General features: G+C 70.2%; 18 protein-coding genes. 12 read left to right on the top strand and 6 right to left on the bottom strand.

Features of this window, described 5'->3' with window-relative positions:
- Window positions 1-107 precede the first annotated feature (107 nt).
- The 8 genes from POL25_RS15925 (at window position 108) to POL25_RS15890 (ending at window position 10998) form a co-directional block, all read left to right on the top strand.
- The gene (locus tag POL25_RS15925) at window positions 108-1247 is read left to right on the top strand and encodes an N-acetyltransferase (RefSeq protein ID WP_272086872.1); all 1140 of its coding nucleotides are present in this window, start codon (window positions 108-110) and stop codon (window positions 1245-1247) included.
- 115 nt (window positions 1248-1362) lie between these two features.
- The gene (locus POL25_RS15920; protein ID WP_272086871.1) at window positions 1363-1611 is read left to right on the top strand and encodes an acyl carrier protein; all 249 of its coding nucleotides are present in this window, start codon (window positions 1363-1365) and stop codon (window positions 1609-1611) included.
- A gap of 5 nt (window positions 1612-1616) precedes the next feature.
- Complete coding sequence (locus POL25_RS15915) at window positions 1617-3386, top strand: fatty acyl-AMP ligase (RefSeq protein WP_272086870.1); 1770 nt, start codon at window positions 1617-1619, stop codon at window positions 3384-3386.
- 142 nt (window positions 3387-3528) lie between these two features.
- Window positions 3529-5241 carry an FG-GAP repeat domain-containing protein gene (locus POL25_RS15910; protein WP_272086869.1) on the top strand — a complete coding sequence of 571 codons (1713 nt, stop codon included), beginning with the start codon at window positions 3529-3531 and terminating at the stop codon, window positions 5239-5241.
- Between the two features lie 304 nt (window positions 5242-5545).
- Window positions 5546-6160 (top strand): hypothetical protein, encoded by a 615-nt coding sequence (locus POL25_RS15905; protein WP_272086868.1) that lies wholly within the window; start codon window positions 5546-5548, stop codon window positions 6158-6160.
- A gap of 243 nt (window positions 6161-6403) precedes the next feature.
- Window positions 6404-8902 carry a DUF4215 domain-containing protein gene (locus POL25_RS15900; RefSeq protein ID WP_272086867.1) on the top strand — a complete coding sequence of 833 codons (2499 nt, stop codon included), beginning with the start codon at window positions 6404-6406 and terminating at the stop codon, window positions 8900-8902.
- A gap of 256 nt (window positions 8903-9158) precedes the next feature.
- Complete coding sequence (locus POL25_RS15895; RefSeq protein ID WP_272086866.1) at window positions 9159-9632, top strand: DUF4112 domain-containing protein; 474 nt, start codon at window positions 9159-9161, stop codon at window positions 9630-9632.
- Window positions 9633-9798: 166 nt separating this feature from the next.
- Window positions 9799-10998: a beta-propeller domain-containing protein gene (locus POL25_RS15890; RefSeq protein ID WP_272086865.1), complete on the top strand. Its 1200-nt coding sequence runs from the start codon at window positions 9799-9801 to the stop codon at window positions 10996-10998.
- 118 nt (window positions 10999-11116) lie between these two features.
- Here POL25_RS15890 and POL25_RS15885 read toward each other — a convergent pair whose 3' ends face one another.
- The 3 genes from POL25_RS15885 to POL25_RS15875 are packed head-to-tail and all read right to left on the bottom strand — an operon-like array spanning window position 11117 to window position 16273.
- Complete coding sequence (locus tag POL25_RS15885; RefSeq protein ID WP_272086864.1) at window positions 11117-11983, bottom strand: prolipoprotein diacylglyceryl transferase; 867 nt, start codon at window positions 11981-11983, stop codon at window positions 11117-11119.
- Between the two features lie 42 nt (window positions 11984-12025).
- Window positions 12026-15556 (bottom strand): hydantoinase B/oxoprolinase family protein, encoded by a 3531-nt coding sequence (locus POL25_RS15880; protein ID WP_272086863.1) that lies wholly within the window; start codon window positions 15554-15556, stop codon window positions 12026-12028.
- A gap of 33 nt (window positions 15557-15589) precedes the next feature.
- Window positions 15590-16273, bottom strand: coding sequence for a hypothetical protein (locus POL25_RS15875; RefSeq protein WP_272086862.1), 684 nt, complete (start codon window positions 16271-16273; stop codon window positions 15590-15592).
- A 51-nt stretch (window positions 16274-16324) separates the two neighbouring features.
- Here POL25_RS15875 and POL25_RS15870 point away from each other — a divergent pair, with 51 nt between their 5' ends.
- On the top strand, window positions 16325-18166 hold the full coding sequence (locus POL25_RS15870) for a histone deacetylase family protein (RefSeq protein WP_272086861.1): 1842 nt from the start codon (window positions 16325-16327) through the stop codon (window positions 18164-18166).
- A gap of 83 nt (window positions 18167-18249) precedes the next feature.
- On the opposite strand, the gene POL25_RS15865 is transcribed toward POL25_RS15870, so the two are convergent.
- On the bottom strand, window positions 18250-19317 hold the full coding sequence (locus tag POL25_RS15865) for a hypothetical protein (protein ID WP_272086860.1): 1068 nt from the start codon (window positions 19315-19317) through the stop codon (window positions 18250-18252).
- 664 nt (window positions 19318-19981) lie between these two features.
- Between POL25_RS15865 and POL25_RS15860 the strand changes: the two genes are divergently transcribed.
- Both POL25_RS15860 and POL25_RS15855 read left to right on the top strand, forming a co-directional pair.
- Complete coding sequence (locus POL25_RS15860) at window positions 19982-20905, top strand: hypothetical protein (RefSeq protein WP_272086859.1); 924 nt, start codon at window positions 19982-19984, stop codon at window positions 20903-20905.
- Between the two features lie 47 nt (window positions 20906-20952).
- On the top strand, window positions 20953-21480 hold the full coding sequence (locus POL25_RS15855; RefSeq protein WP_272086858.1) for a hypothetical protein: 528 nt from the start codon (window positions 20953-20955) through the stop codon (window positions 21478-21480).
- 51 nt (window positions 21481-21531) lie between these two features.
- Here the strand turns inward: POL25_RS15855 and POL25_RS15850 are convergent, their stop codons facing one another.
- Window positions 21532-22080: a GNAT family N-acetyltransferase gene (locus POL25_RS15850; protein ID WP_272086857.1), complete on the bottom strand. Its 549-nt coding sequence runs from the start codon at window positions 22078-22080 to the stop codon at window positions 21532-21534.
- A gap of 167 nt (window positions 22081-22247) precedes the next feature.
- On the opposite strand from POL25_RS15850, the gene POL25_RS15845 reads away from it, so the two are divergent.
- Window positions 22248-22505 carry a hypothetical protein gene (locus POL25_RS15845; protein ID WP_272086856.1) on the top strand — a complete coding sequence of 86 codons (258 nt, stop codon included), beginning with the start codon at window positions 22248-22250 and terminating at the stop codon, window positions 22503-22505.
- A gap of 213 nt (window positions 22506-22718) precedes the next feature.
- On the opposite strand, the gene POL25_RS15840 is transcribed toward POL25_RS15845, so the two are convergent.
- Window positions 22719-23387: a hypothetical protein gene (locus POL25_RS15840; RefSeq protein WP_272086855.1), complete on the bottom strand. Its 669-nt coding sequence runs from the start codon at window positions 23385-23387 to the stop codon at window positions 22719-22721.
- Between the last annotated feature and the right edge of the window lie 23 nt (window positions 23388-23410).

The raw sequence follows: 23410 nt of genomic DNA, 5'->3' as shown, positions 1-23410 counted from the left end.
GGGATGCCCCCGCGGGGCTCGAGCGGCCTCTGCGCACTTGACGCGAAGTGCGGCGGGCGGTAGCCCCCCGGCTCGTACGGGCCGCTGCGCGCGGCTGCGAGGCCGCCATGTCGTTCGAGCTCATCGAAGTCCCTCTCAGCGACCGCAAGCTGGTCGAGCGGTTCATCCGGGTGCCCTGGTACGTCAACCGCGAGCATCACCCGAGCCCGCGCTGGGTGCCGCCGCTGTTGATGGACCGGCGGGACTATCTGAACCCGGACAAGAACCCGTTCTTCAAGCACGCGCAGGCGGCGTTCTGGATCGCGCGCAAGGACGGGCGCGACGTCGCCCGGGTCGCCGCCGTACGCGACGAAGACTTCGTGAAATTCCATGGCGAGCAGACCGGCTACCTCGGCATGTTCGAGTGCCCCGACGACCCCGCGCTCGCGCAGGCGCTGGTCGACGTCGCCAAGGCCTGGCTCGCGGCCCGCGGCTGCACCGCGATGATCGGCCCGTTCGAGCTGTCGATGAACTACATCTCCGGCGTGCTGATCGAGGGGTTCGACCGCGACCCCGGCATCAACATGCCGTATAACCCGCCGTACTACGACCGCCTGCTCCAAGGGACAGGTCTGCGCAAGGCCAAGGACCTGCTGCACTGGGGCGTCGATCCGCAGCGACCGATCCCCGAGCGCGTCGAGCGGATCGCCGCCAAGGTCGCCGCGCGGCGCGGCATCACCGTCCGCGACATGCGCTTCGACGACTGGGACGCCGAGGTCCTGCGCTCGCTCGAGGTGATGAACGACGCGTGGGAGAAGAACTGGGGCTTCGTCCCGGTCGGCCGCGAGGAGTACCTGCACATCGCCAAGGACCTCAAGATGGTGCTCGAGCCCGGGCTGCCGATCATCGCCGAGGTGAAGGGCGAGCCGGTCGCGTTCGTGATCACCGTGCTCGACGTGAACCCGGTGCTGAAGAAGCTCGACGGCCGGCTGTTCCCGTTCGGGGTCCTGCGCCTCCTGTGGGACCTGAAGGTGCGCAAGGTCGTCAAGGGGGGGCGGCTCATCCTGCTCGGGATCAAGGCCGCCTACCGCGGCCAGGGCATCGACACGCTGCTGTTCCTCGCCACCCACCGGGCCGCGGCCCGGCTCGGCTGGACCGAGGGGCAGATCGGCTGGACCCTCGAGGACAACGACCGGGTCAACGCCGCGGTGAAGAGCATGGGCGGCTACCCGATCGCCACGTATCGCGTGTACGAGACCACGCTGTGACCCCGCTAACGGTGGCCGGCGCGCGCGCGGCTTCCGGCGCGGCTCCAGTTGCGATATAGCCGCCGGTACTCCGGGGAGCGCCGTGACTGAAGCCGCAAGACCTACCTACGAAGCCGTGCTCGCCAAGATCTACGCCTACTTCGACGAGAACCTGGCCGAAAAGCCAGCTGCTCCGGTGAGCGAGCAGTCGCACCTGATCCAGGACCTGCGGCTCGACTCGATGCAGAGCTTCGAGATGGTGTCCGACCTCGAGGATCACTTCGGCATCACCATGCCGATGGAGCTGTTCCAGCACGTGGTCACCGTCGGCGACGTCGCGCGCGAGGTCGTCAAGGTCATCGCGCAGGAACGCGGCGAGGCCTGAGGACGATGACGCGGCCCGAGACGCTCACGCAGGCCCTCGACGCGGCGACCGCCCGCGCCGACGCCGGCTACTCGCACCTCGTCCAGGAGAAGGACCCGGTCAGGTTCCTCTCGTACGCCGAGACCGCGCGGCGGGCCCGCCGCTTCGGCGCGGCGCTGCAGGCCGCGGGGGTCCGCCCGGGCGAGCGCGTCGGCCTCATCCTCCCGGACTCGTCGGAGTTCGTCGAGGCGATCTTCGGGGCGATGTACGCCGGCGCGATCCCGGTGCCGGTGTATCCGCCGATGAACCTCGGCCAGTTCGAGGGCTACCTCTCGAACACCACCCACATCCTGCGCCAGGCCGGCTGCTCGCTGGTGGTCACCGACGCCAAGGTGCGGCCGATCCTCGGCAAGCTGATGAGCAACGTGCCGAGCGTGCGCGCGGTCGAGGTCTACGCCTCGTTCGTCAAGCCGGTCGACGAGCGCGCGGCGCCGATCGGCGTCGACGTGAAGCCCGACGACGTCGCGTTCCTGCAGTTCACCTCGGGCAGCACCTCGCAGCCCAAGGGCGTCACGCTCACCCACGCCAACCTGATCGCCAACATCGCGGCGCTCGGGGCCGGCCTGCGCGCCGACGGCGACACCTTCGGCCTCAGCTGGTTGCCGCTCTACCACGACATGGGCCTCATCGGCTTCGTGTTCACGCCGGCGGTGCTGCAGGTGCGCGGGGTCCAGTTCATGTCGCCGCTGCTGTTCCTCAAGCGGCCGGCGATGTGGCTGCGCCAGCTGTCGGAGCGCAAGGCCAGCGTCTCGTTCGCGCCCAACTTCGCGTACGGCCTGTGCACCGCGCGGATCAAGGACCACGAGCTGCAGGGCGTCGACCTGTCGCACCTGCGCGTGGCCGGCTGCGGCGCCGAGCCGATCCAGTACGACACGCTCAACGCGTTCGCCGAGCGGTTCGCCCCCTGGGGCTTCAAGCGCACCGCCTTTTTGCCGTGCTACGGCATGGCCGAGCACAGCCTCGCCGTCACCTTCGTCGAGCTGGAGGAGGACCTGCGCGCCGACGTGGTCGACCCCGACGCGCTGGTCCACGGCGAGGCGAAGCCCAGCGACGCCGACGACGCGCTCAAGGTCGTCTGCTGCGGGCGCACCTTCCCCGAGCACGAGCTGCGGATCGTCGACGCCGAGGGCGGCCCGCTGCCGGACCGTCGCGTCGGCCAGATCGAGCTGCGCGGTCCGAGCGTGATGCGCGGCTACTGGGGCGACGCCGAGCGCACCTTGCAGGTGCTCAAGGACGGCTGGCTGTCGACGGGCGACCTCGGCTACCTGGCCGACGGCGAGCTCTACGTGTGCGGCCGGATCAAAGATCTCATCATCATCCACGGCCGCAACTACTACCCGCAGGACCTCGAGTGGCAGGCCTCGCAGGTCGAGGGCGTGCGCCGCGGCAACGTGGTCGCCTTCGGCATCGAGGACGCCTCGCTCGGGCGCGAGCGGGTGATCGTCGCCTGCGAGGTCCGGGCTCCGCACGCCGAGGACCTGCGCGACAAGATCGCCGCCAAGATCCTCGAGACCCTCGCGCTCAAGCCTGACGAGGTCGTGCTGCTGGTGCCCGGCAGCCTGCCCAAGACCTCGAGCGGCAAGCTGCAGCGCAACAAGACCTCGGAGCTGTTCCGCGACGGTCAGCTCGGCAAGGGCGTCGTCAAGGCCGGCACGATCGACGTCATCAAGCACCTGGCGACGTCGCGCTGGAGCTACATCCGCGCGGCCTTCGGCAGCCGCGACGCCGAAGACTGAGCGGCCCCGCCCGGCGCGCTTACGGTCGCTACCGACACCACGACCATGATCACGATCGTGATCATGGTCGCGGCCGCTTTGGCGTATCGTCGCCGCGGAGGTGCAGATGAGACGAGCGACGTGGCGGATCTCGGGAGCGGGCGTGGCGACCCTTGCGATCGCCTGCAGCACGGCGGCGAGCGCCATCGACACCGACGGCGGGCCCACCGGCAACGCGACCGGCCCAGCGACCTCGCTGTCCACCACCGACGACCCCGGCGGCCTCACCGGTGGTGGCACTGAGGGCACCACCGACGGGCCCGCGCCGACGACCGGCTTCGACCCGACCGGCAGCCCCGAGGGCACCACCGGCGGCACCACTGGCGAGCCGCCCGCGCCGAGCTGTGACGGCGGCGGTGGATCGGCCCTCGCTGCCGAACCTGTCCTTGCGTACAGCTTGAAAGATCGCTGGGAGGAGGCCTGGCTCGGCTCCCCCGCCGTCGCCGACCTCGACCTCGACGGCGCCCACGAGGTCATCGTCCCGCGCGGTCAGGCCTTGCTCGCCTGGGCCGCCGACGGCGAGGTCCTTTTCAAATTCGAGGCCGGGGGCGGGCGGATCTGGTCGAGCCCCGTCGTCGCCGACTTCATCGGCGGGCCCGAGCTCGAGATCGCCTTTGCCGCCCGCGACCAGGTCTACCTGCTCGATCGGTCAGGTGCCCTCGCGCCTGGTTTTCCTGTCACCTGGGAGGACGAGCTGCGCAGCATCGCCGCTGGCGACCTCGACGGCGACGGTCGGCTCGACATCGCCGTCAGCGTCGGCCGCAGCGGCCCGACCGACGTCGTGCACGCCTGGCGCGGCGATGGCAGCCCGGTGCCCGGTTTTCCGCCCAACGAGGCCGGCAGCGCGGGCTGCGACGACCAGTGTTACCTGGCTGGCTGCTACGATCAGAACCTGGCCGTCGGCGACCTCGACGGCGACGGCAAGGCCGACCTCGTCGCCCCGCACGACAACGCCTACGTCAGCATTCATCACGGCAGCGGCGAGGCCTTCGACGCCGCCGACATCTTCCCCGTCAGCAAGACCCCCGGCGTCCGCTACCTGCACGACCTCGCCGAGGCGATGCAGGGCTACGCCGACGACGAGGACAGCGCGCTGCAGGCTCACTTCACCAACACCGCCCCCGCGATCGCCGATCTGGACGGCGACGGCCAGCGCGAGATCGTCATGCTCGCCAGCGTGCAGAACGCCACCCAGAGCGACCGCGAGGAGGGCGTCGCCGTATGGGTCGTCGGCGCCGACGCCAGCCGCCGCCCCGGCTTCGAGACGCCGGTGCACTTGCCCGACTATCTCTCGGGCCTGTGGGACTACGGCGACACCAACATCGTCGGCATCACCAACCAGGTCGCGGTCGCTGACCTGCGCGCCGATCACCCCGGCCTCGAGATCGTGTTCGTCGGCTTCGACGGGCGCGTGCACGCCGTGAGCGCCGCCGGCCAGGTGCTGTGGAGCACCGCGTACACCACCGACCCCGAGGTCGCGGCCGGCGGCGTGGTGATCGGTGACCTCTCCGGCGACGGCGCGCCCGAGGTCGTGTTCAACAGCTACAGCACCGGTGACGACAAGGGCGCGCTGTTCGTCCTCGGCAGCGACGGCGCCGTGCAGCATCAGCTGCCCTTGCCGCGGCGCGGCGCGATGCCGGTGCCCACCCTCGCCGACGTCGACGGCGACGGCCAGGTCGAGATCGTCGTCTCGCTCAAGGACGCCGAGGACATGGTCGAGAGCGTGCGCGTCTACACCGTGCCCGGCTCGACCGCCTCGTGCCTGCTGTGGCCGACGGGCCGCGGCAACAACCTGCGCAACGGCCTCGTGCCCTGAGGTGCCGATTCGGACATGGCCGATGGGACATGTCCGAACGGACTCGCACAAGGCTCAGCTCGCTGCAAAATCAGACATGGCCGAAAGGTCATGTCTCACTATTTTGGCGGATGCGATCACGGCCTCTCCGTTCGCTCTCCAGCGCTGCCTCCGGACCCGCGCCCACCGACGATCCCGAACGCCTCCCGGCCCGCGGCCTCGGCGCCGCGTCTGCGTAGTCGCTTGCGCGCCCGCCAGCCCGCGTGCGCCAGCGCCTCCAGGCCGATACGGGACTGCGCCCGCACGGTTTGCTAGCGTTAGCATCATGTCCGACTCTGCCCGCAGTCACCGGGATCTCGTCATGGGCGCGCTCGCGGGCCAGGCCGCGCTCGCCGCTCGCTCTGCTGCCCGCACGCTCTACGACACCGGTGGCCGCGAAGTGCTGCCCACCGTGGCCCAGGCCGGCCTGCAGACCGTGCTCACCCGCACCGCCAGCAGCACCGTCGCGGGCGCGGCGCCGACGCTCGTCGATGTCGCGGCGCAGGCCGGCGCGGCCGAGGTCGTCAGCCTCGCGGTGGTGACGACCGCTCGCGCGGCGGGGCTCCAGATCGCGCGCACGGCCGCGCGGGCGGGCGTGGTCGGCCTCGTCATCGACGCCGCCTTCGGGGCCGCCGAGGGCGTCGTGGCCTGGCGCCGCGGCACCATGTCCGGCAAGCAGGCCTGTGTCCACGCCACCGTCGAGGCTGGCACCGGGGCCGCCTCGACCTCGGTCGGCGTGCTCGTCGCCGCTGGCGCTGTCGCCCTGACCGGCGGTCTGGCTGCTCCTGCGGTCATGGCCATTGGGACAGGTACTGCCCTCGCCACCAAGCTCGGCCTGAAGCGCCTGTTCGTCCGCAACCGCGCCAGCACCCCGGTCGCGCCGCTGCCGGCCGCCGGCTGAGCTGCCAGCCCTCCGCGTCGACTGCCAAGTCGTCGACGCGTGCCCGGCCTCGGCTGCCAAGCAGCTCGCCCGACCCTCCGCGCGCAGGAGCGCTGCGCGCCAGCGCTCGCGCGACAGGCGACTGATTCGGCCGCTTGTGCGCCTCCACGGCTTCTGGCAGGCATATGAGGCCTTGTAGCGACAGTGTGCGGAGAGTCGCCCCCATGCGTGGGGCGAGCCGTCGCCGGGGCGTGGAGGGTGAACATGCGAACGTTAGAGCTTGGCCTGCGGCGATCTGTCCTTTCGACCACCTTGTTGCTCGCGGCGTGCGGTGATTCCGGCACGGCCGGCACTGTCGGCGCGAGCGAGGCCACCACCACCGGCGGCGACGTGCAGACCAGCACCGGGGTGGCGACGACGACCACCACCGTCGGCGTCACCGACACGCCGACCACCACGCAGGGCATGACCGGCGGCATGACCGTCGCCACGACCGGCGACAGCACCACCACCACGACCACCGGCGAGACCACCGATACCACCACTGGCGAGCCCGACCCCGTCTGCGGCGACGGTCAGCTCGATCGGGGCGAGGCCTGCGACGACGGCCCCGACAACGGCGCCGGCAAGCCGTGCAACATGCAGTGTCAGGCCAATGCCTGCGGCGACGGCGATCAGGGCCCCGGCGAGGAGTGTGACGACGGCGCCGACAACATGGACACCAATAGCTGCAAGGCCGACTGCACCGACAACGTCTGCGGCGACGGGGCCGTCGGCCCGGGCGAGGGATGCGACGACGGCGACGAAGACGACACCGACGACTGCACCAATTCCTGCGCGCTCGCCAGCTGCGGCGACGGCATCGTCGCCCCGACCGAGCAGTGTGACGACGGCAACGCCGACAACAGCGACGATTGCACCGACACCTGCACCGACGCCACCTGCAGCGACGGTCACGTCCAGGACAGCGTCGGCGAGCAGTGCGACGACGGCAACGCCAACGCCGACAACGCCGCCTGCACCACCAGCTGCAAGCTCAACGTCTGCGGCGACGGGGCCCTCTACAACACCGGCGACGGCATCGAGGAGTGCGACGACGGCGTCGACAACGGGGCAGGCAAGGCCTGCAACGCCGGGTGTCAATTCAACACCTGCGGCGACGGCGACCAGGGCCCCGGCGAGGCCTGCGACGACGGCGACCTCGATCCGGGCGACGGCTGCTCGGCCACTTGCAAGCTCGAGGAGTGCGGCAACGGTACCCTCGATCCGGGCGAGGACTGCGACGACGGGCAGAACGGCGACGACGACGACGGCTGCACCGACAGCTGCGAGCTCCCCGCCTGCGGCGACGGCATCCATCAGCCCAACGAGGGCGAGCAGTGCGACCTCGGCGGCAGCAACAGCGACAGCGGCGCCTGCACCGTCGCTTGCAAGCTCGCCACCTGCGGCGACAGCCTCGTCCAGGCCAACGTCGAGCAGTGCGACGACGGCGTCAACAACGGCCCCGGCAAGCCGTGCAACGCCATGTGCAAGACCAACATCTGCGGCGACGGCGACAAGAGCCCCAGCGAGGCCTGCGACGACGGCAACCAGAGCAACGACGACGCCTGCACCAACGTCTGCAAGCTCGCCACCTGCGGCGACGGCTTCAAGCAGCCCGGCGAGCAGTGTGACGCCGGCATCGGCAACAGCAACACCGGCGTCTGCACCCTCGCCTGCAACAACCCGATCTGCGGCGACACCTTCGTCCAGCCCGGCAAGGGCGAGCAGTGCGACGACGGCAACCTGTCCGACAACGACGCCTGCCTCAACACCTGCAAGTCCGCCAGCTGCGGCGACGCCATCGTCCATCAGGGCGTCGAGCAGTGCGACGACGGCAACGCCAACAACAACGATTTTTGCAACAATCAGTGTCTGCTGCCGACCTGCAGCGACGGCGTCAAGAACGGCACCGAGAGCGACGTCGACTGCGGCGGCTCGTGTGGCAAGTGCGGCCTCAACCTCCAGTGCACCGGCGGCCTCGACTGCACCACCGGCTTCTGCACCGGCGGCAAGTGTGGCATCGCCACCAGCTGCAAGGCCATCAAGCAGGCCACTCCTGGCGCTGGCAACGGCGTCTACCCGATCGATCCGGACGGCGCCGGCGCCCTGCAGCCGTTCAACGTCTTCTGCGAGATGACCATCGACGGCGGCGGCTGGACCCTCGCCCTCAAGGCCAACGGCACCCTCAACACCTTCACCTACGCCGCCGCGCTGTGGACCAATGCTTCGACCTACCAGCCGCAGTTCCCCGACCTCGACCACAACGAGGCCAAGCTGCAGAGCTTCATGAGCGTGCCGTTCAACGACGTGCTCGTCGGCATGGAGTACCCGATCGGCAACGGGCCGCTGGTGCTCAAGACCATCAAGCTGCCGGGCCTCAACCGGCCGTCGCTGCAGAACCTGCTGAGCGGCGCCTACGTCGCGACCAGCGTCGGCCGCGACGCCTGGAAGAGCCTGATCACCGGCAGCTCGCTGCAGTCGTTCTGCAACCGCGAGGGCTTCAATTCGATGCCGTGGGCGGTGGCGGGCTGGCCGCGGGTGCGGATCGGCGTCGTCTCCAACCAGGAGAACGACTGCACCTCGCCCGACTCGTACATCGGCATCGGCGGCGATGGGGGCCAGTGCAGCGTGCTCGGTTACGCCGTCGGCGACCTCGCCAGCTGCGGCGGCGACAACGGCGACAAGAACCTCGCCACCTTCGGCGCCGTGTTCGTCCGCTGAGCTCGCCGGCCTCGCCGCGCGCTGGTGCCGCGCGCGAGGCGGGCAGGCATGAACCGGGCGCGGGCGGGCAGAAGGAGGCCCGCTCGCGCCTTCGAGCGGCTGTGGGGCCGCACAGCGTCGCCGAGACCGTCGCGGGGCCGGCACGCCGCGGCCCTCGTCGCGGTCGCCGGCCGACATGTCCCGAGAGACAGCCGCTCCGTCCGCGCCGCGAACGCCCCATGTTGCCGGGTCGCCCGTTTCGAAGCATCGTCCTCGCATGCCCCGCGACCCGCAGCTGCGCGCTCCTGACGACGTGCGCCAGATCGCCGCCTTGCTCGACAACGCCGTGCGGATCCCCGGCACCGACTGGCGCGTCGGCCTCGACCCCCTCCTCGGCCTCGCGCCTGGCCTCGGCGACACCCTCTCCTCCGTGCTGTCGGGCTGGATCGTCGTGCGCGCGGCCGGCCTCGGCGCCTCGCCGGCCACCCTCGCGCGCATGACCGGCAACGTGCTCGTCGACGCCCTGGTCGGCTCCGTGCCTGTCCTCGGGGACATGTTCGATTTCGGCTTCAAGGCCAACCAGCGCAACCTCGCCTTGCTCGAGGGCCACCTCGCCGAGCCCGCGCAGCGGCGCGCCGTCGATCGCCGGCTCGTGGTCGCCGCCGTGGTCGCCGCCGTGCTGATCCCCGTCGGCATCGCCGTCCTGATCGGCTGGCTGGTGTTCGCGGCCCTGCGCGCGATCGGCTGGTGACGCCGCGATCGCAGAGGTCGGCCCGCGGCCATCGCCCGCCGCGCGCTCCCGCCGCGACGCATTGCGCCGCCGCGAACCTCGTTCTCGGGCCCGCTCGGGTTGCCCGCGCCCGTGGACCTGCGCTATGAGCCATCGTCGCAGTCCTCGCCACGAACGGCCCCGCGCGATGCACCGACGCTCCACGATCTCCTCCTCCGTCGCCCTCGGCGGCCTCCTCCTCGCCGCCTGTGGCTCCGGCGCCCAGAGCCCTGCCCAGCCCGCTGCGACCGCGCCTGCGACCGCCGAGGCGCCTACCCAGCCGCTCCCGCCCGCGCCGGCCATCCCCGAGGGGCCGGCGCTCGGCGCCGACGAGCGGGCCGCCGCGCCCGGGCGGATCTTCTTCCTCGCCGAGCGCGAGGGCGGGGCCGCGATCGATGTCATCTTGCCTTCGGGACAGGGCGCAAAGACCATGCTCCAGGGGACAGGCGGCGAGGGGCCGCCGTCGGTGCTGCCCGGCCCGATCTCGCCGAGCGGCGAGCTGATGGCGATCATCACCGTCGACGAGCACGAGGGCGGCCACTTCGAGCGCATCGAGGTCCGGCCGCTCGGGGCCGCCGGCGAGCTCGGCGAGCCGCTGTGGCGCAGCGAGACCGCCCCCCAGGTGCGCAGCCCGGCGTGGTCGCCCGACGGGCGCAAGCTCGCCTTCGAGGCCGCCTTCTCGAGCTTCCGCGACATCTACGCCGTCGACCTCGCCGACCGCGCCGCGCCCAAGCTGAACCGCCTGACCGACCACCCCGCCGGCAACTACGAGCCCGCCTGGTCGCCCGACGGGCGCCGGATCGCCTTTGTCTCGAGCCGCGACGGCAACGCCGAGATCTATGTCATGCACGCCGACGGCCGCGAGCCGCAGCGCGTGACCCACTTCCAGCTCGACGACTGGGGCCCGGTGTGGTCGCGGGACGGCGGGCTCCTGGCGTTCCTCAGCAACCGCGAGAGCGCCGAGCGGATCTTCCTGGTCAAGCCCGACGGCACCGATCTGCGGCGGCTGACCGCCGACGCGCCGGGCGACCGCAAGGAGTTCGAGCCGGCCGAGGCCGAGCCGACCTTCACGCCCGACGGCGGCGGCCTGGTGTTCAGCACTCGCACCGGCTCGCAGCAGGCCGCGCTGCGCCGGGCCGACCTGGCGACCGGGGCGATCGTCCCGCTGACCGCCGGCACCAGCTCCAACCGTGAGCCGGTCTTCTCGCCCGACGGCAAGCTGCTGGTGTTCGCCTCCGACCGCGACGGCGACCCCGAGCTCTACCTGATGCGCCCCGACGGCTCCGGCGTCGTCCGCCTCACCGACCGCAAGGGCGTCGACTGGTTGCCGCGCTGGAGCCCGCGCTGAGGCGCTGGCCTCCGGAGCATGCTCTCCGGGACATGCGCGAAGGGACATGCCCCATGGGGCATGTCCCTTCGATCAGCCGCCCGTATCGAGCGGAATCCGGGGGCGGCCGGATCGCCGCTCAGGTCGCGGCGGCCGCTTGCTTGGCCTCGGCCTCGGCGCGCTCGCGGGCGATGCGCTCGCTGTCCTTGGCGTAGGCGTAGTCGTCGGGCTTCGGCTTGCGGATGAACACCAGGTACACGCCGGCGGCGAAGATGATCATCGTCGCGTAGTGAGCCGTGGTCAGGCCCAGGTACAGCTTGTCCTTCTCGCGCATGAAGTCGAGCGCGAACCGGAACGGCGCGTAGAGCAGGGCCGTGAGGCCGGAGATGCGGCCCGGTGCCGACTTGCCCCAGTTGAACACGAAGTGCACGAACAGCACGATCGGCACCAGGTACATGAACTCGAGCAGGCCGTTGTCGAAGCGGTACTCGCCGCCGGGCCACGGGCCGACCGCGAGGAAGTGCGACGGGTCGACGATCGCGCCCGGGTGGTCGTGGACCAGCGAGCAGCCGAGGCGGCCGAGGGTGAAGCCGACCAGCAGGCCGAACACCAGCATGTCGCACCAGAGCAGGTACGGCTGCTTCATCTTGCGCAGGTACCAGAAGAACCCGACCAGCGCGCCGAAGAACCCGCCGACGCTCGACAGGCCGTTCCAGATCATCAGCAGCACCGCGGGGTTCCGCGCCACGTCCTCGGGGAAGTAGAACAGCACCGAGACCCAGTGCGAGATGACGAAGCCCGTGATCAGGATGTAGAACATCAGGTCGCGGGCGATGAACTCGTCCATGTCGCGCTTCTTCGCGAACGCCAGGCAGCGGTGGTACCCGAGGATGACGCCCAGCGCGACCAGCGGCCCGAACACCTGCAGCTTGAGCGGCCCGATGACGGGAAGATCGGCGATCAGCTTCTCGGGCGGCTTGATGTACGGGATCAGTGCTTCGAGCATCGGCCGCAAGGTAGCCCAAGCCCCCCGGCCCTGCAAAACCCCTCAGCCCGCGCCGGAGCCCGGTTCGCCGTGCCCACCGCCCCCGGGCGTCTCGATCGTGAGCCGCTGGCCGGCCTGCACCGTGGTCCGCGCGCGTCCAGGCAGCTCCGCCCCGTCCAGCAGATTGCGCCCGCACGCCCCCGCAGCGCCGCCTGCCAGCCCGAACGGCGCTCGCCCGCGGCGCTCCGCCACGATCGAGACTTCGATCCCCCCGCGCAGGAATTCGAGTTCGCGCACGAGCCCGTCGCCCCCGCGCCAGCGCCCGATCCCCCCCGAACCGCGGCGCAGCGCGAACCGATGCACGCGCACCGGAAATCGCGCCTCGAGCACCTCCGGGTCGGTGATCCGCGTGTTCGTCATGTGCGTGTGCACCCCGGACGCGCCGGCCTCGCCCGCGATCGCGCCGCTGCCGCCGCCGATCGTCTCATAGTAACCGAAGCTCGCGTCGCCGAAGCTCAGGTTGTTCATCGTCCCCTGGCTGGCGGCCGCGGCCCCCAGCGCGCCGAGCAGCACATCGACCACGCGCTGCGCCGTCTCGACGTTGCCCGAGGCCACCGCCGCACCTGGCCCCGGGGACAGGATCGTGCCCGCCGGCAGCGCCAGGTCGACCGCGCGCAGGCAGCCCGACGCCAGCGGGATCGGTCGCCCCGCCAGCACGCGCAGCACGTACAGCAGCGCCGACACCGTGACCGCGCGCGGCGCATTGGCGTTGCTCGCCGACTGCGGCCCCGTGCCGGTGAAGTCGACCGCGAGCCGCGACCCGTGGCGCGTCAGCGTCACCGCGATCGCCGTGCCGTCGTCGAGCGCGTCGACGAACGTGCGCGGGCCCGCCGGCATGCGCGCGACCAGCTCGCCGACGCAGGCCGCCGCGTCGTCCTGGATCGCCCGCAGGTGGCTCGCCAGCGCCTCCGGGCCGATGCTCGTCGCCAGCTCCCGCAGCAGCCGCGCGCCCGCCTGGTTGGCGGCGATCTGCGCCTCGAGGTCGGCCAGGTTCTCCTCCGGCCGCCGCGCCGGCCATGGCCCTTCGGACAGGATCGCCAGCACCCCCGCGCGGTCGAACCGCCCGCCGCGCACCGCAGGGAACGCGCGGAACACCACGCCCTCCTCGGCCAGCGTGCGCGCGTCGGGCGGCATCGACCCGGGCGTGATGCCGCCGACGTCGGCGTGGTGCCCGCGGTTGGCCACGAACCCGCACAGCGCCCCCGCGTCGTCGTGCACCGGCGCGATCACGGTGATGTCGGGCAAGTGCGAACCACCGGCCGCGGGGTCGTTGGTGACGAACACGTCGCCCTGCCGCGGCGCCGGGTGGGCCGCCAGCACCCCGCGGATCGACTCGCTCATCGCCCCGAGGTGGACCGGGATGTGCGGCGCGTTGGCCACCAGGCCGCCTCCGGCGTCGAACACCGCGCACGAGAAATCGAGCCGCTCGCGGATGTTGGTCGACAGCGCGGTCCGCTGCAGCACGACGCCCATGTGGCGAGCGATGCCGGAGATCCGCGCACCCATGATCTCGAGGCTGACGGGGTCGATGCTGCCGGCGGCGACGACCTCGACGCCGGTGAGGTCGCGCGCGACCAGGCAGCCGTCGGCCGCCAGCTCGGCGACGAAGCCGGGCTCGAGCACGATCGTCGCCGTCGCGTCGAGGATCAGCGCCGGCCCCACGATCACCTGCCCGGCCGCGATCGCCTCGCGCCGCAGCGTCGGCACCCGCTGCCACTCGCCCGCGACCCACATGTCCGAACGGTCAGGTACGTCGGAATCATCTGTCTCTTCAGGCAGGTGACCGCCGACCGCCTCGTCGTCGACCCGCAGCTCGACCCGCGCGCTGACCACCTCGATCGGGTGGTCCGGCCGGGCGTAGCCGAACTCGCGCGCGTGGGCCTGCTCGAACGCCGCGCGCAGACCCAAACCCCACGCGACCGTCAGCGCCACATGGGTCCCGCGGTAGCGCAGGTCGACCCGCCGCACCGCCGAGACCTCGCGCGCGCCCTCGGCCGCCAGCGCCGCCCGGCCCTCGTCCTCTAGCCTTTGGAACATGTCCGAAAGTTCCAGGGACTCCGCGAGCTCGAGCCCGCCGACGTCCGCCTGACCGTGCCAGCCGGGCCGGGCCGCGCCGATGCCGAAGGCCGACAGCACCCCCGCGAGCGGATGGAACACCAGCGTGCGGATCTGCAGCGCCCGCGCCACCGCGCACGCGTGCTGACCCCCGGCCCCGCCGAACACCACCAGCGCGTGCTTGCGGACGTCGTGGCCGCGCCGCACCGTGACGTCGCGGATCGCCGCCGCCATGCGCTCGTCGGCGATCTGCCGCAGCCCCTCGGCGACCTGCAGCGGCGACATCGCGGCCCCGCCGGCGTTCACCTCCGCCGCCAGCGCCTCGAGCCCCGCGAACGCGCGCTCGCGGTCGAGCGCGAACGGGAAGCGGGCCGGGTGCAGGCGGCCGAGCGCGAGGTCGACGTCGGTCAGCGTCAACGCCTGCGCGCTCGCTCGCCCGTAGCACAGCGGCCCCGGGTCGGCGCCGGCGCTGTCGGGCCCGACGGCCAGCTTGCGATCGCGGTACCTGCAGACCGAGCCGCCGCCGGCCGCGATCGTGTGGACCGCCAGCATCGGCGTGCGCAGGCGGACCCCGGCGACCCGCGTCTCGTAGCTGCGCTCGAGCTCGCCGCCCCAGCGGACCACGTCGGTCGAAGTCCCGCCCATGTCGAACCCGATCACCTGCGACAGCCCCAGCCGCGCAGCGATCGCCGCGCACGCCACTGCTCCGCCGGCCGGTCCCGACAGCACCGCGTCGCGCCCGCGGAACCGCTCCGCCGCGCACAGGTCGCCGCTCGACTGCATCAGCTGCAGCGCCGCCGCCGGGCCCAGGCGCGCCTGCAGCCCGCGCACGTAGGCCCGCAGCAGCGGCGTCAGGTAAGCGTCGACCACCGCGGTCTCGGCCCGCGCCAGCAGCCCCTGCGCCGGCGCGACCTCGTGCGACAGCACCACCTCCTCGAACCCGGCTGCCCGCGCCGCCGCCCCGACGATCCGCTCGAGCCCGCCGTCGCGGTGATCGTGGATCACCGCGACCGCCGCGCTGCGGACGCCGCGATCATGGATGTCCCTCAGGACATGCTCCAAAGCACCTGTCTCGGGGGACACAATCACTGCACCGTCGGCGGCCCGCCGCGCGTCGACCTCGCAGGTCGTCGCGGCCAGCGGCGGCGGCTTGTGGATCGCCAGCGCGAACAACTCCGGTCGGGCCTGGTCGCCGATCTCGAGCAGGTCGGCGAAGCCGCGGGTGATGAGCAGGGCCGTGGGCGCGCCCTTGCGCTCGAGCAGGGCGTTGGTGGCGACGGTGGTGCCGAGGCGGATTTGGCACCGCGGGATAGGCTCGTGGTCGCCGAGGCCGAGCAGCCCGCGGATCGCCCGCAGCGGCGCGTCGTCGGTCGACAGCACCTTGATAGCGCGCAGCCGGCCGGTCCCGGGCGCCCGGCCGACGCAGTCGGTGAACGTCCCGCCGCGATCGATCCAGAACTCCCACGACTCCTCGCGCATCGCGGTCTCCTTACCACGTCACCGCCGCGCCGCTCACTCGGGCCGCTCCGCCAGGGATATCGTGTCCCACAGCGCCTCCCAGACCTCCTCGGCCATCGCCGACTCCTTGCGCCCGGGGCCCGCCGCGATCGGCCAGGCGATGTCCCAGTGCACGACCTCGCCGGTGCGGCCCTCGCGTCGCTCGATGATCATCAGCTGCCCGTCGAACTCGCCCGGAGGCGCGAACTTCGCCTGATCGGGCAGCTTCCACGCCGGTTGCAGCTTGGCCGCCACCAGCGCCCAGTCGACCGGCTCACGCGGCTGCGGCCGGCACATCCCGAGGCCGTGGCCGGTGCGCCGGTCGCCGCACGCGATCCAGTCGCGGTACTCGGCGTAGATGCCGTCGTCCTCCGCTTGCGACGGCGCCGACCAGAACACCCACATCTCGCCGGTGACACCGTCGGCGCCGCTGCGCAGCTCGACCAGAGCGCGCCGCGCCGGGGTCCGGATCCACACCCGCAGCTCGCTGTCGAGGGACCCCAGCCGGGCCTGGGCCAGCGGCGGTGCGTTGCGCAGCAGGTCGACGCGCGCCAGCTCGTCCATGCGAGCGGCCAGCCAGTCGACGGGCGGCAGCTCGCGCACGATGGTCGCCTCGCGCGGCGCAGCACAACCTGTCCCAAAAGTCCAGTGGAGCCCGAGCAGGGCGCCGGCGACGAGCCGTTGAAGCGAGACGTGCATCGCAGCGAGCAGCGTAGCGGGCCGGGCGAGCGTTGCCAAACCACTGGTTACATGCCAACCATCCGCCCGGCGATGACGACCGGCGAGAAGATCTTTCGTCATTTGCGGCGCCGCGCCAATCAGATGTTCGCGCGCCTGCGCCCGCCCCCGGCCACGTTCGTCTACGGCCCGCATTACGAGTGTTCGTGGCCGGGCTCCGAGGTCGACGAGGTGCGCGGCGAACGGATCCTCACCGCGCTGGCGGCCGAGGGCCTCGTCACCTTCGAGCAGGTGCGGCGGCCGTCGCTGGCCACGTACCACGCGATCCGGCGGGTCCACGACGACGCCTACCTCGACGCCTGTCAGCGCCCCGAGGTCATGGTCGACATCCTCGGCGGGCTCGAGGTCAGCGAGGTCGACACGGCGCGGATCCTCGACCTGCAGCGGGCCATGACCGGCGGCACCATGCTCGCCACCGACATCGCGCTCGGCACCGGCAAGATCGCCGTCAACCTCGGCGGCGGGTTCCACCACGCCCAGCGCGGGCGCGGGCGTGGCTTCTGCGTGTTCCACGACGTCGCGGTGGCGATCGCCGAGCAGCGCGCGCTCGGCTTCCACGAGCGCATCCTCGTCGTCGACCTCGACCAGCACGACGGCGACGGCACGCGCTCGCTGTTCGCCGACGACCCCAGCGTGTTCACGCTGTCGATCCACAACCAACACTGGGGCGCCACCGAGGCGGTCGCGTCGACCAGCGTCGCGCTCGGCGACGTCGTCGGCGACACGCTCTACCTCGAGACGGTGCAGCTGCACCTGACCGAGGCCCTGCGGCAGCACCGGCCGCGGCTCATCTACTTCCTCGCCGGCACCGACCCGGCCGCCGGCGACAAGATCGGCGTGTGGCAGATCAGCGCCGAGGGCATGCTGGGCCGCGACATCGCCGTGTTCGAGGCGATCCGCGCGTTCGCGCCCGACGCCGCGGTGGTGGTCTGCCTCGCCGGCGGCTACGGGCCGAGCACCTGGCAGCACAGCGCGCGCAGCTTCGCGTGGCTGCAGAGCGGCCACCGCGGGTTCGAGCCGCCCGACAACGACGAGCTGACGCTGATGCGCGCCCGTCACTACGCGGCGCTGCTCAAGCCGGCCGAGCTGACGGGCGAGGGCGACGACCTCGGGCTCACGCTCGAGGACCTGGTGCCGAGCCTGGCCGCGACCGCCCGCGAGCCGCGGTTTTTGGGCTACTACTCGCGCCAGGGCCTCGAATTGGCGCTCGAGCGCCACGGCTTCCTCGGCCGCCTGCGCGGCAAGGGCTTTCAGCCGTCGCTCGAGTTCAACCTCGTCGATCCGCAGCGGCACATCCTCAAGATCTTCGGCGACGCCGAGCACAAGGAGCTGCTGTTCGAGCTGGTCGTGCGCCGCGACCGTCGCACCGTGCCCGGCTTCGAGCTGCTGGCGATCGACTGGCTGCTGCTGCAGAACCCGCGCGAGCACTTCTCCGCGGACAGGCCCGCGCTGCCCGGCCAGCGCCACCCCGGCCTCGGCCTGTTCGAGGAGACCGTCGCGCTGTTGATCATCGCCTGCGAGCGGGTCGGCCTGGCCGGCCTGGTGGTGACGCCGTCGCAGTACCACCTGGCGGTCCAGTGGCAGAAGCGGCTGCGCTTCGTCGACCCCCGCGCCGGCGCGCGCATGCGTGCGGTCCGCGAGGCGATGCCCGGCGCGAGCCTGGCCGAGGCCGCGCGCGCGCTGCACGAGGGCCGCGTGGTCGACCCGTCCGGAAGGCCATGTTCGTACGAGCCTTCGCCGATGATCTTCCCGCTGTCGGACGAGCTCAAGGCGGAGCTCGACCCCGAGAACTACCTGCGAGCGATCGACGAGGCGGCCGAGGACTACCGCTTCCAGCTGTCCTCGCCGCGCTGACGACAGCTCGTGAAATCGTAGCGAACCATGATATGGCCCGCGCCGGCCGGATCGGACGGTTGCAGACGAGACGTGCCGGCGGTTTACTGCCGCTGCAATCGCACCGTCACGGCCGGCGATTCATCCGACTGCGAGTTGACCCGCAAATAGTAGGTCCCCGGTTCAAGGACCATCGTGCGCTCCGAAGTCTCGCGCGCGAGGAAGACGTCGTGCGGCTCCCAGGGGCAGCCGAAGCACGGACCGAAGCGCGCCGTGACCTCGGTGTTATCGAGCCAGAGGGTGTAGTATCCTCGTTCCGGGACCTCGAGCGTGACCGCATAAAAACTCGGCCACACCCAGTCCGGGCCGATTCCTCCGACGACGCCCGGAGCGTCACAGGCCATCGACACCTCGTGCTCCCACAACTTTTCAGAGCTCCAGTCAATGCTCGGCCCGGAGCACTCGTGTACATTCAAGGGGTGGGCGTCCGCCTCGCACGGCGGAATCCTCTCGCGGAAGGTCGCAATTTCGTCGGCAAGCTCGAGCCCGTATGCGCGCCGAAACTGCCTTTGGAGCCACGGCATCGTCACTGGCCCCCCGAGGCTGCGATAGAATTCATGAAAGCGCTCGGGGCCGTAGCGGACGATGAGAAATGTGACGAACACAGCAGCGGTCTCATAGTTCACGTCGCTGGGATTCGTGGCCGTCATCGTCGTCCGCGGGTCCCATGCCGGTTCGGCGAGGGCGGAGTCGGACCATACATACCGCGGTCCGACGTCATCATCGAGCAGATCTACGGCCGTGGCAATCCCCTCGGAGAAGAACATCGCGGGCATCCCTCCGGTGATGACATGGGTGAGCTCGTGAATATGAATCGGATCGGTCGCCCATGCATGGTCGCCCACAGCCCTGGCGAGGGTCGGCACCCCGAGCGGCATCCATGAATCGCTCGCCGCGATCCACGAGAACCTTAGCCGTTCGGGGGCACGGAACGCCAACTGCTTCTCAAGGAATGGGACGACTCGGTCTACGTAGTGAGCGGTGCCCGCGCAAGGGTAAAGCCCCTCGCTATGCTCGTAGAGCACGCGCTCTCCCTGAGATTGTTCGTAGTTCGGCAGACACGCCATCGGGGCGATGGCGATCAACGCGATGAACGAGCAAATCCGCATCATGGAGTTTCCATGGTATATCACCTATTTCTGAGGAGATCGAGTCACGAAAACACTGTCGTTAAAACCATCTCACGGATGTTTCGCACGTGAAGGCGGGCGAGTGGAGCGCCAGCCCCCATGTTAGACTGACCGTGAGGACTGCATGACACACAACGCTACTTCGTGCAAGATTGCGCTTTTCGTGGGTGCCTTCGCTATCATGGGGTGTGGGGCGCCAAAGGACTATACGATCCTCACATGTGAGTGGAAGGAAGAGACACCTGGCGGCCCAGAGTTGAAGACGGCTACCTTTTGCTACAAAAACCAGGATTTTTGCAAGAACAGTTTCCCAGATCTCCAGGAGTTCTGCGCTTGGAACGTGTTCACCTCCCAAGAATCTTCCGATATCGCAAAGTTTTCGAACCCAGACGGGTTTGCAGGCCAGAGTGATTGGCAGGAAGGGAGTTGTCTCGGTGCTGGCGGCCATCAGCAGTCGAAGGACTTTCCGCCACAGTCTGAAAATGACAACGCCTGCTACTCCATGGGCTCGGCCGGGAGCGGTCAGTCTTCCGCGTCCGCCACGGACCCTACTACGGGCGGAACGACCACGACCACGGGCTCGACCACGGACGAGCCGACGAGCACGACAGGACCGGAAGACGGCCGAGCGAAATACATTTGTAGCATGCAGTCCCCGTGGAAGTGCGCAAATCTTCAGCCCGACAGTGCTTTGGCAGAATATCCGACGTATCCCGACCCGTGGACGGATGCGAATCAGCTGACCCATTCGCTTTGGGATAATTGTTGGAGCCGGGTTGAGGTGGACGGGACGCCATACCACTATTCCAAATGCGTGATGGGTCTCAGTGAAGCCGACGCGGCGAGCATCTGCGAAGATGATTGCAAAGAGTACCGCAAGGGTATGGAAGAAGCTTGTGCGGTCGACCCGGACTGCGCCATCGTGGGGAGTATTGACTGTGATCTGGATGGCAGCTACGTCAACTCCAGTGGCGTATCGATCACCGGAAACCCGAGCGGAGAACGGCCCGTGTTGAAGTCCACGCTCTCCGGCTGGGAGTGCGACGGCGAAGCGCTCCTTCCTAAGGACGGTGCCTATCATCAATTCGAAGGGAGTGCCACGCTTGTCACGCCACAGGGTGATTCTGCGGGAGTAAGTAGCTTTCACGGCTACCTGGGGTATACGCTCACGGCATGTAGCCCTGCTCAATGTACGCTCACCATCGATAGTCTTGTCGGATTGACGAAGGCTGTCGAGGGGGGTTACTCCGATGCGGCCGGTGCGGGGGGCCTCTTCGAGGTGCAGCACATGGGGTTCCAGACGATCGCTCCGTTCACTGGTACGTGGAACCGCTCCCGAGGTACCGTGACGTTCCCCGACGCCACCATGAACACCCAGTTTTGGGCGGACGCCGTGATCGTGGACGGGACGCCAGTCACGTCGGGCTACGGAGCGTATAACGTTGAGACGGATCAGCTCGTAGGGAGTCTCCGCGCCACCGATGCCCCGCTTACCCTCAACCTCACCATCGACATGATGCCGTTCTACGGGATCGTGTCCGTGTCTTTGCACACGGTTCCGCCGGTCTGATCCTTGGCATCCTGTACGGGCCGATGCTCGTCCTCGCTGCCCTCACGGTGCTGCTCACCATCGCGCCCTCTGCCGGTCCACCGTCGGAGGGCGCGCGCAAGCTGGTCTTTGCCAACCGTTACAGCGTCCAGTGGAGCATCGTCTCCGGTGTGCCGGGCGGAGAGCTCGGGCTCTTTCTCGGTTCTTCACTGCGCCCGCGCTTCGATCGCCACAATCGACCGTGGAAAACTGCCCTTGGTTACGAATTCGCGGTGAGCGTCGGCGGCGCCGACCGCGGTACGGCGTTCTTTAGCTGGGGGGGGAACTACGGCTTGGTCTATCACCGCCACCACGTGGCTGCCCTTGGATATGGAGGGCCCGGTGATCGTCTGTTCTATCAGTTCGGCGGTGGCGTCATGCTCTGGCGATCCACGCTCGTCGCACTCGAAGCAGAGGTACGTCTGGGAGTCGTCCTCGGAGCGCGGCGGCAAGAGCGTGTCAAGGGCATCGTCGGGGGCGAAGCTCGGATCGTCGGCATTCTTGGAGGCGTACCGCTGCCACATTTCGGTGTATTTGCTGGCCTTCTGTTGTTCTGAGTGCTGCTGGGCGAAGCGCAAGTGGGCCGCTCGAAGGCTCGATGGGACATGTCAGGTCGGGTTCTCGGCGAGCCAGGCCGCGGCGTCGCGGGTGAAGAACGCCAGGGGCTCCTCGCCATACGCGGGGAAGTGGCGCTCGCCGTCGCGGTGCAGGCCAACTTTTAAAAGGACGCGCTGGGAGTCGACGTGCGGCAGGTCGGTGATCGCGGAGATCTGCGGCAGCCCGAGCTCGGCGAAGCCGTATCGCAGCAGGCGCGCGGCCATCTCGGTGGCGTAGCCGCGGCCCCAGTACTCGGGGTAGAGCAGGTAGCCGACCTGGATGACCGTGTCGTCGCGGACGTGGTTCAGCAGGTGCATGCCGACCGGGGCGCCCGTGGCCCGCTCGCTCGTCAGCCAGATGCCGAGGCCGGGGTGCTGGTCGTAGTAGGCGAGGATCCGCTCGCGCATCATCGCCTCGCTGCGGGCCCGGTCCTGGAGGCCGCCGGCGAAGCGCATGACCCGAATATCGGTGTGCAGGCGCACCAGCAGGTCGAGGTCGTCGGCGGTGTAACGACGCAACACCAGGCGCTCGGAGGTCAGCGTGTCGTGCGGAGCTCTCATGACCGCAGCACGGTAACACGCGGCGCGCGGCCGACCGACGCCGCGCAGCGAACCGGCGCGGACCTCTGCGGATCGTTGTTCGCGGCGACAGGAATAATTCGGGCCGGGCGCCGCTTGAACGTGGAGCGGCGGGTTCGCCGGATGGAGGTCCTGGGATGAGCTTCGACATGCGTTCGGGAATGATGCTGGCGCTCGGCTTCGCGGCCGGGCTGGTGTTCGTCGTCGGCTGTCCGTTCGACAGCAGCCCCGCGGTCGCGTGGGCCGAGGAGGGCGACTGTGGCCAATGGGAGGTCTCCGCCTGGACGCAGTACGACCCGGCCTCGGTCGACGCGTTGCCCGCCGGCTGGCACCCGTTCGCGGCCGTCGCCACCGGTGATTCGCTGGGCAGCGTCGAGGTGTTCGCGCGGCGCTGCGTGTCGCGTTGATGACGATCTGAATCCGTCGCAGGGAAACGGCGCGTGACGATCGGGTCACGTCACCGGTCGTCGCCAGGCGGGAGCCTCGAACCGGAGGATCCCGGTGGCGTCGACGCGCAGAGCTGGGCGGTGGTTTGAGCCGAGGTCTGCCCGCGCTCGGCGCAGAGCGGTAGAAACGCCTGGCTGCCAGGCGCCTCGGCGTGCAGGCGGCCGGTCGCTCGTTCAGGCCATGGGATGCACGCGCCGCGCTCGGAGCTGCAGCGCGAGCGCGATCCAGCCGAGCGCGGCGATGACCGACAGGCCCACGCCGACCCACCGGTTACTCGCCTCGGCCCCGACGTCCGATCCTGGCGGGATCGCCACCACCAGCGCGGCTATCACAGTGAGCAAGCTGGCGACGGCCAGCGAGAACGCGACGCCGCGGCCGTCATGGACGGTGAAGACCTTCGCGCACCGGCTGCAGGCGTAGCGGCAGCGCGTGCCGACGTCCATCCCCCACATCTGCCGCCGGTGCATGGCCGTGCAGCGCGCCCGCCCGCGACACCCGGCGCAGACGCGGTCCCCCGGCCCGCGGGGCGGCGAGGTCGAGGCACCATCCACCACCGGGTTGTCACTCCAAGCTCGCGCCTTGCGGCGAGCGCTGGCCATGAAGTAGAGGCCCGGGAAGATCGCCGGCAGCATCACGAAGGCGAACACGCGCTCGACCGCGATGTGCTTCGGCGAGTACAGCGTGACCTTGGCGCCGCACGACCGGCACTCGAGCTCCCGCGTCCAGGTGCCCGTGGCGACCCCCAATACCCGGTGCTGCCAGTCACGGGCGCACACCAGGGCTGCCTGGCCGCACCGGGCGCAGCGACGAAGTTCGTCGGGTCTGACGCTGCTGGTGTGCATGGGTGAGGGAGTGAGATAACACC

Source organism: Nannocystis bainbridge (genome assembly GCF_028368995.1).
GTDB classification, from domain to species: domain Bacteria; phylum Myxococcota_A; class Polyangia; order Nannocystales; family Nannocystaceae; genus Nannocystis; species Nannocystis bainbridge.
Note: the sequence above shows the minus strand (reverse complement) of the source record. Positions and strands in the feature narration are given on the sequence as shown.

Bases quoted from the DNA above. Each gene is read 5' to 3' on its own strand.
- POL25_RS15925 (WP_272086872.1), top strand. From the start codon at position 108: ATGTCGTTCGAGCTCATCGAAGTCCCTCTCAGCGACCGCAAGCTGGTC.
- POL25_RS15915 (WP_272086870.1), top strand. From the start codon at position 1,617: ATGACGCGGCCCGAGACGCTCACGCAGGCCCTCGACGCGGCGACCGCC.
- POL25_RS15905 (WP_272086868.1), top strand. From the start codon at position 5,546: ATGTCCGACTCTGCCCGCAGTCACCGGGATCTCGTCATGGGCGCGCTC.
- POL25_RS15900 (WP_272086867.1), top strand. From the start codon at position 6,404: ATGCGAACGTTAGAGCTTGGCCTGCGGCGATCTGTCCTTTCGACCACC.
- POL25_RS15895 (WP_272086866.1), top strand. From the start codon at position 9,159: ATGCCCCGCGACCCGCAGCTGCGCGCTCCTGACGACGTGCGCCAGATC.
- POL25_RS15890 (WP_272086865.1), top strand. From the start codon at position 9,799: ATGCACCGACGCTCCACGATCTCCTCCTCCGTCGCCCTCGGCGGCCTC.
- POL25_RS15885 (WP_272086864.1), bottom strand. From the start codon at position 11,983: ATGCTCGAAGCACTGATCCCGTACATCAAGCCGCCCGAGAAGCTGATC.
- POL25_RS15880 (WP_272086863.1), bottom strand. From the start codon at position 15,556: ATGCGCGAGGAGTCGTGGGAGTTCTGGATCGATCGCGGCGGGACGTTC.
- POL25_RS15875 (WP_272086862.1), bottom strand. From the start codon at position 16,273: ATGCACGTCTCGCTTCAACGGCTCGTCGCCGGCGCCCTGCTCGGGCTC.
- POL25_RS15870 (WP_272086861.1), top strand. From the start codon at position 16,325: ATGCCAACCATCCGCCCGGCGATGACGACCGGCGAGAAGATCTTTCGT.
- POL25_RS15865 (WP_272086860.1), bottom strand. From the start codon at position 19,317: ATGATGCGGATTTGCTCGTTCATCGCGTTGATCGCCATCGCCCCGATG.
- POL25_RS15860 (WP_272086859.1), top strand. From the start codon at position 19,982: ATGCAGTCCCCGTGGAAGTGCGCAAATCTTCAGCCCGACAGTGCTTTG.
- POL25_RS15850 (WP_272086857.1), bottom strand. From the start codon at position 22,080: ATGAGAGCTCCGCACGACACGCTGACCTCCGAGCGCCTGGTGTTGCGT.
- POL25_RS15845 (WP_272086856.1), top strand. From the start codon at position 22,248: ATGCGTTCGGGAATGATGCTGGCGCTCGGCTTCGCGGCCGGGCTGGTG.
- POL25_RS15840 (WP_272086855.1), bottom strand. From the start codon at position 23,387: ATGCACACCAGCAGCGTCAGACCCGACGAACTTCGTCGCTGCGCCCGG.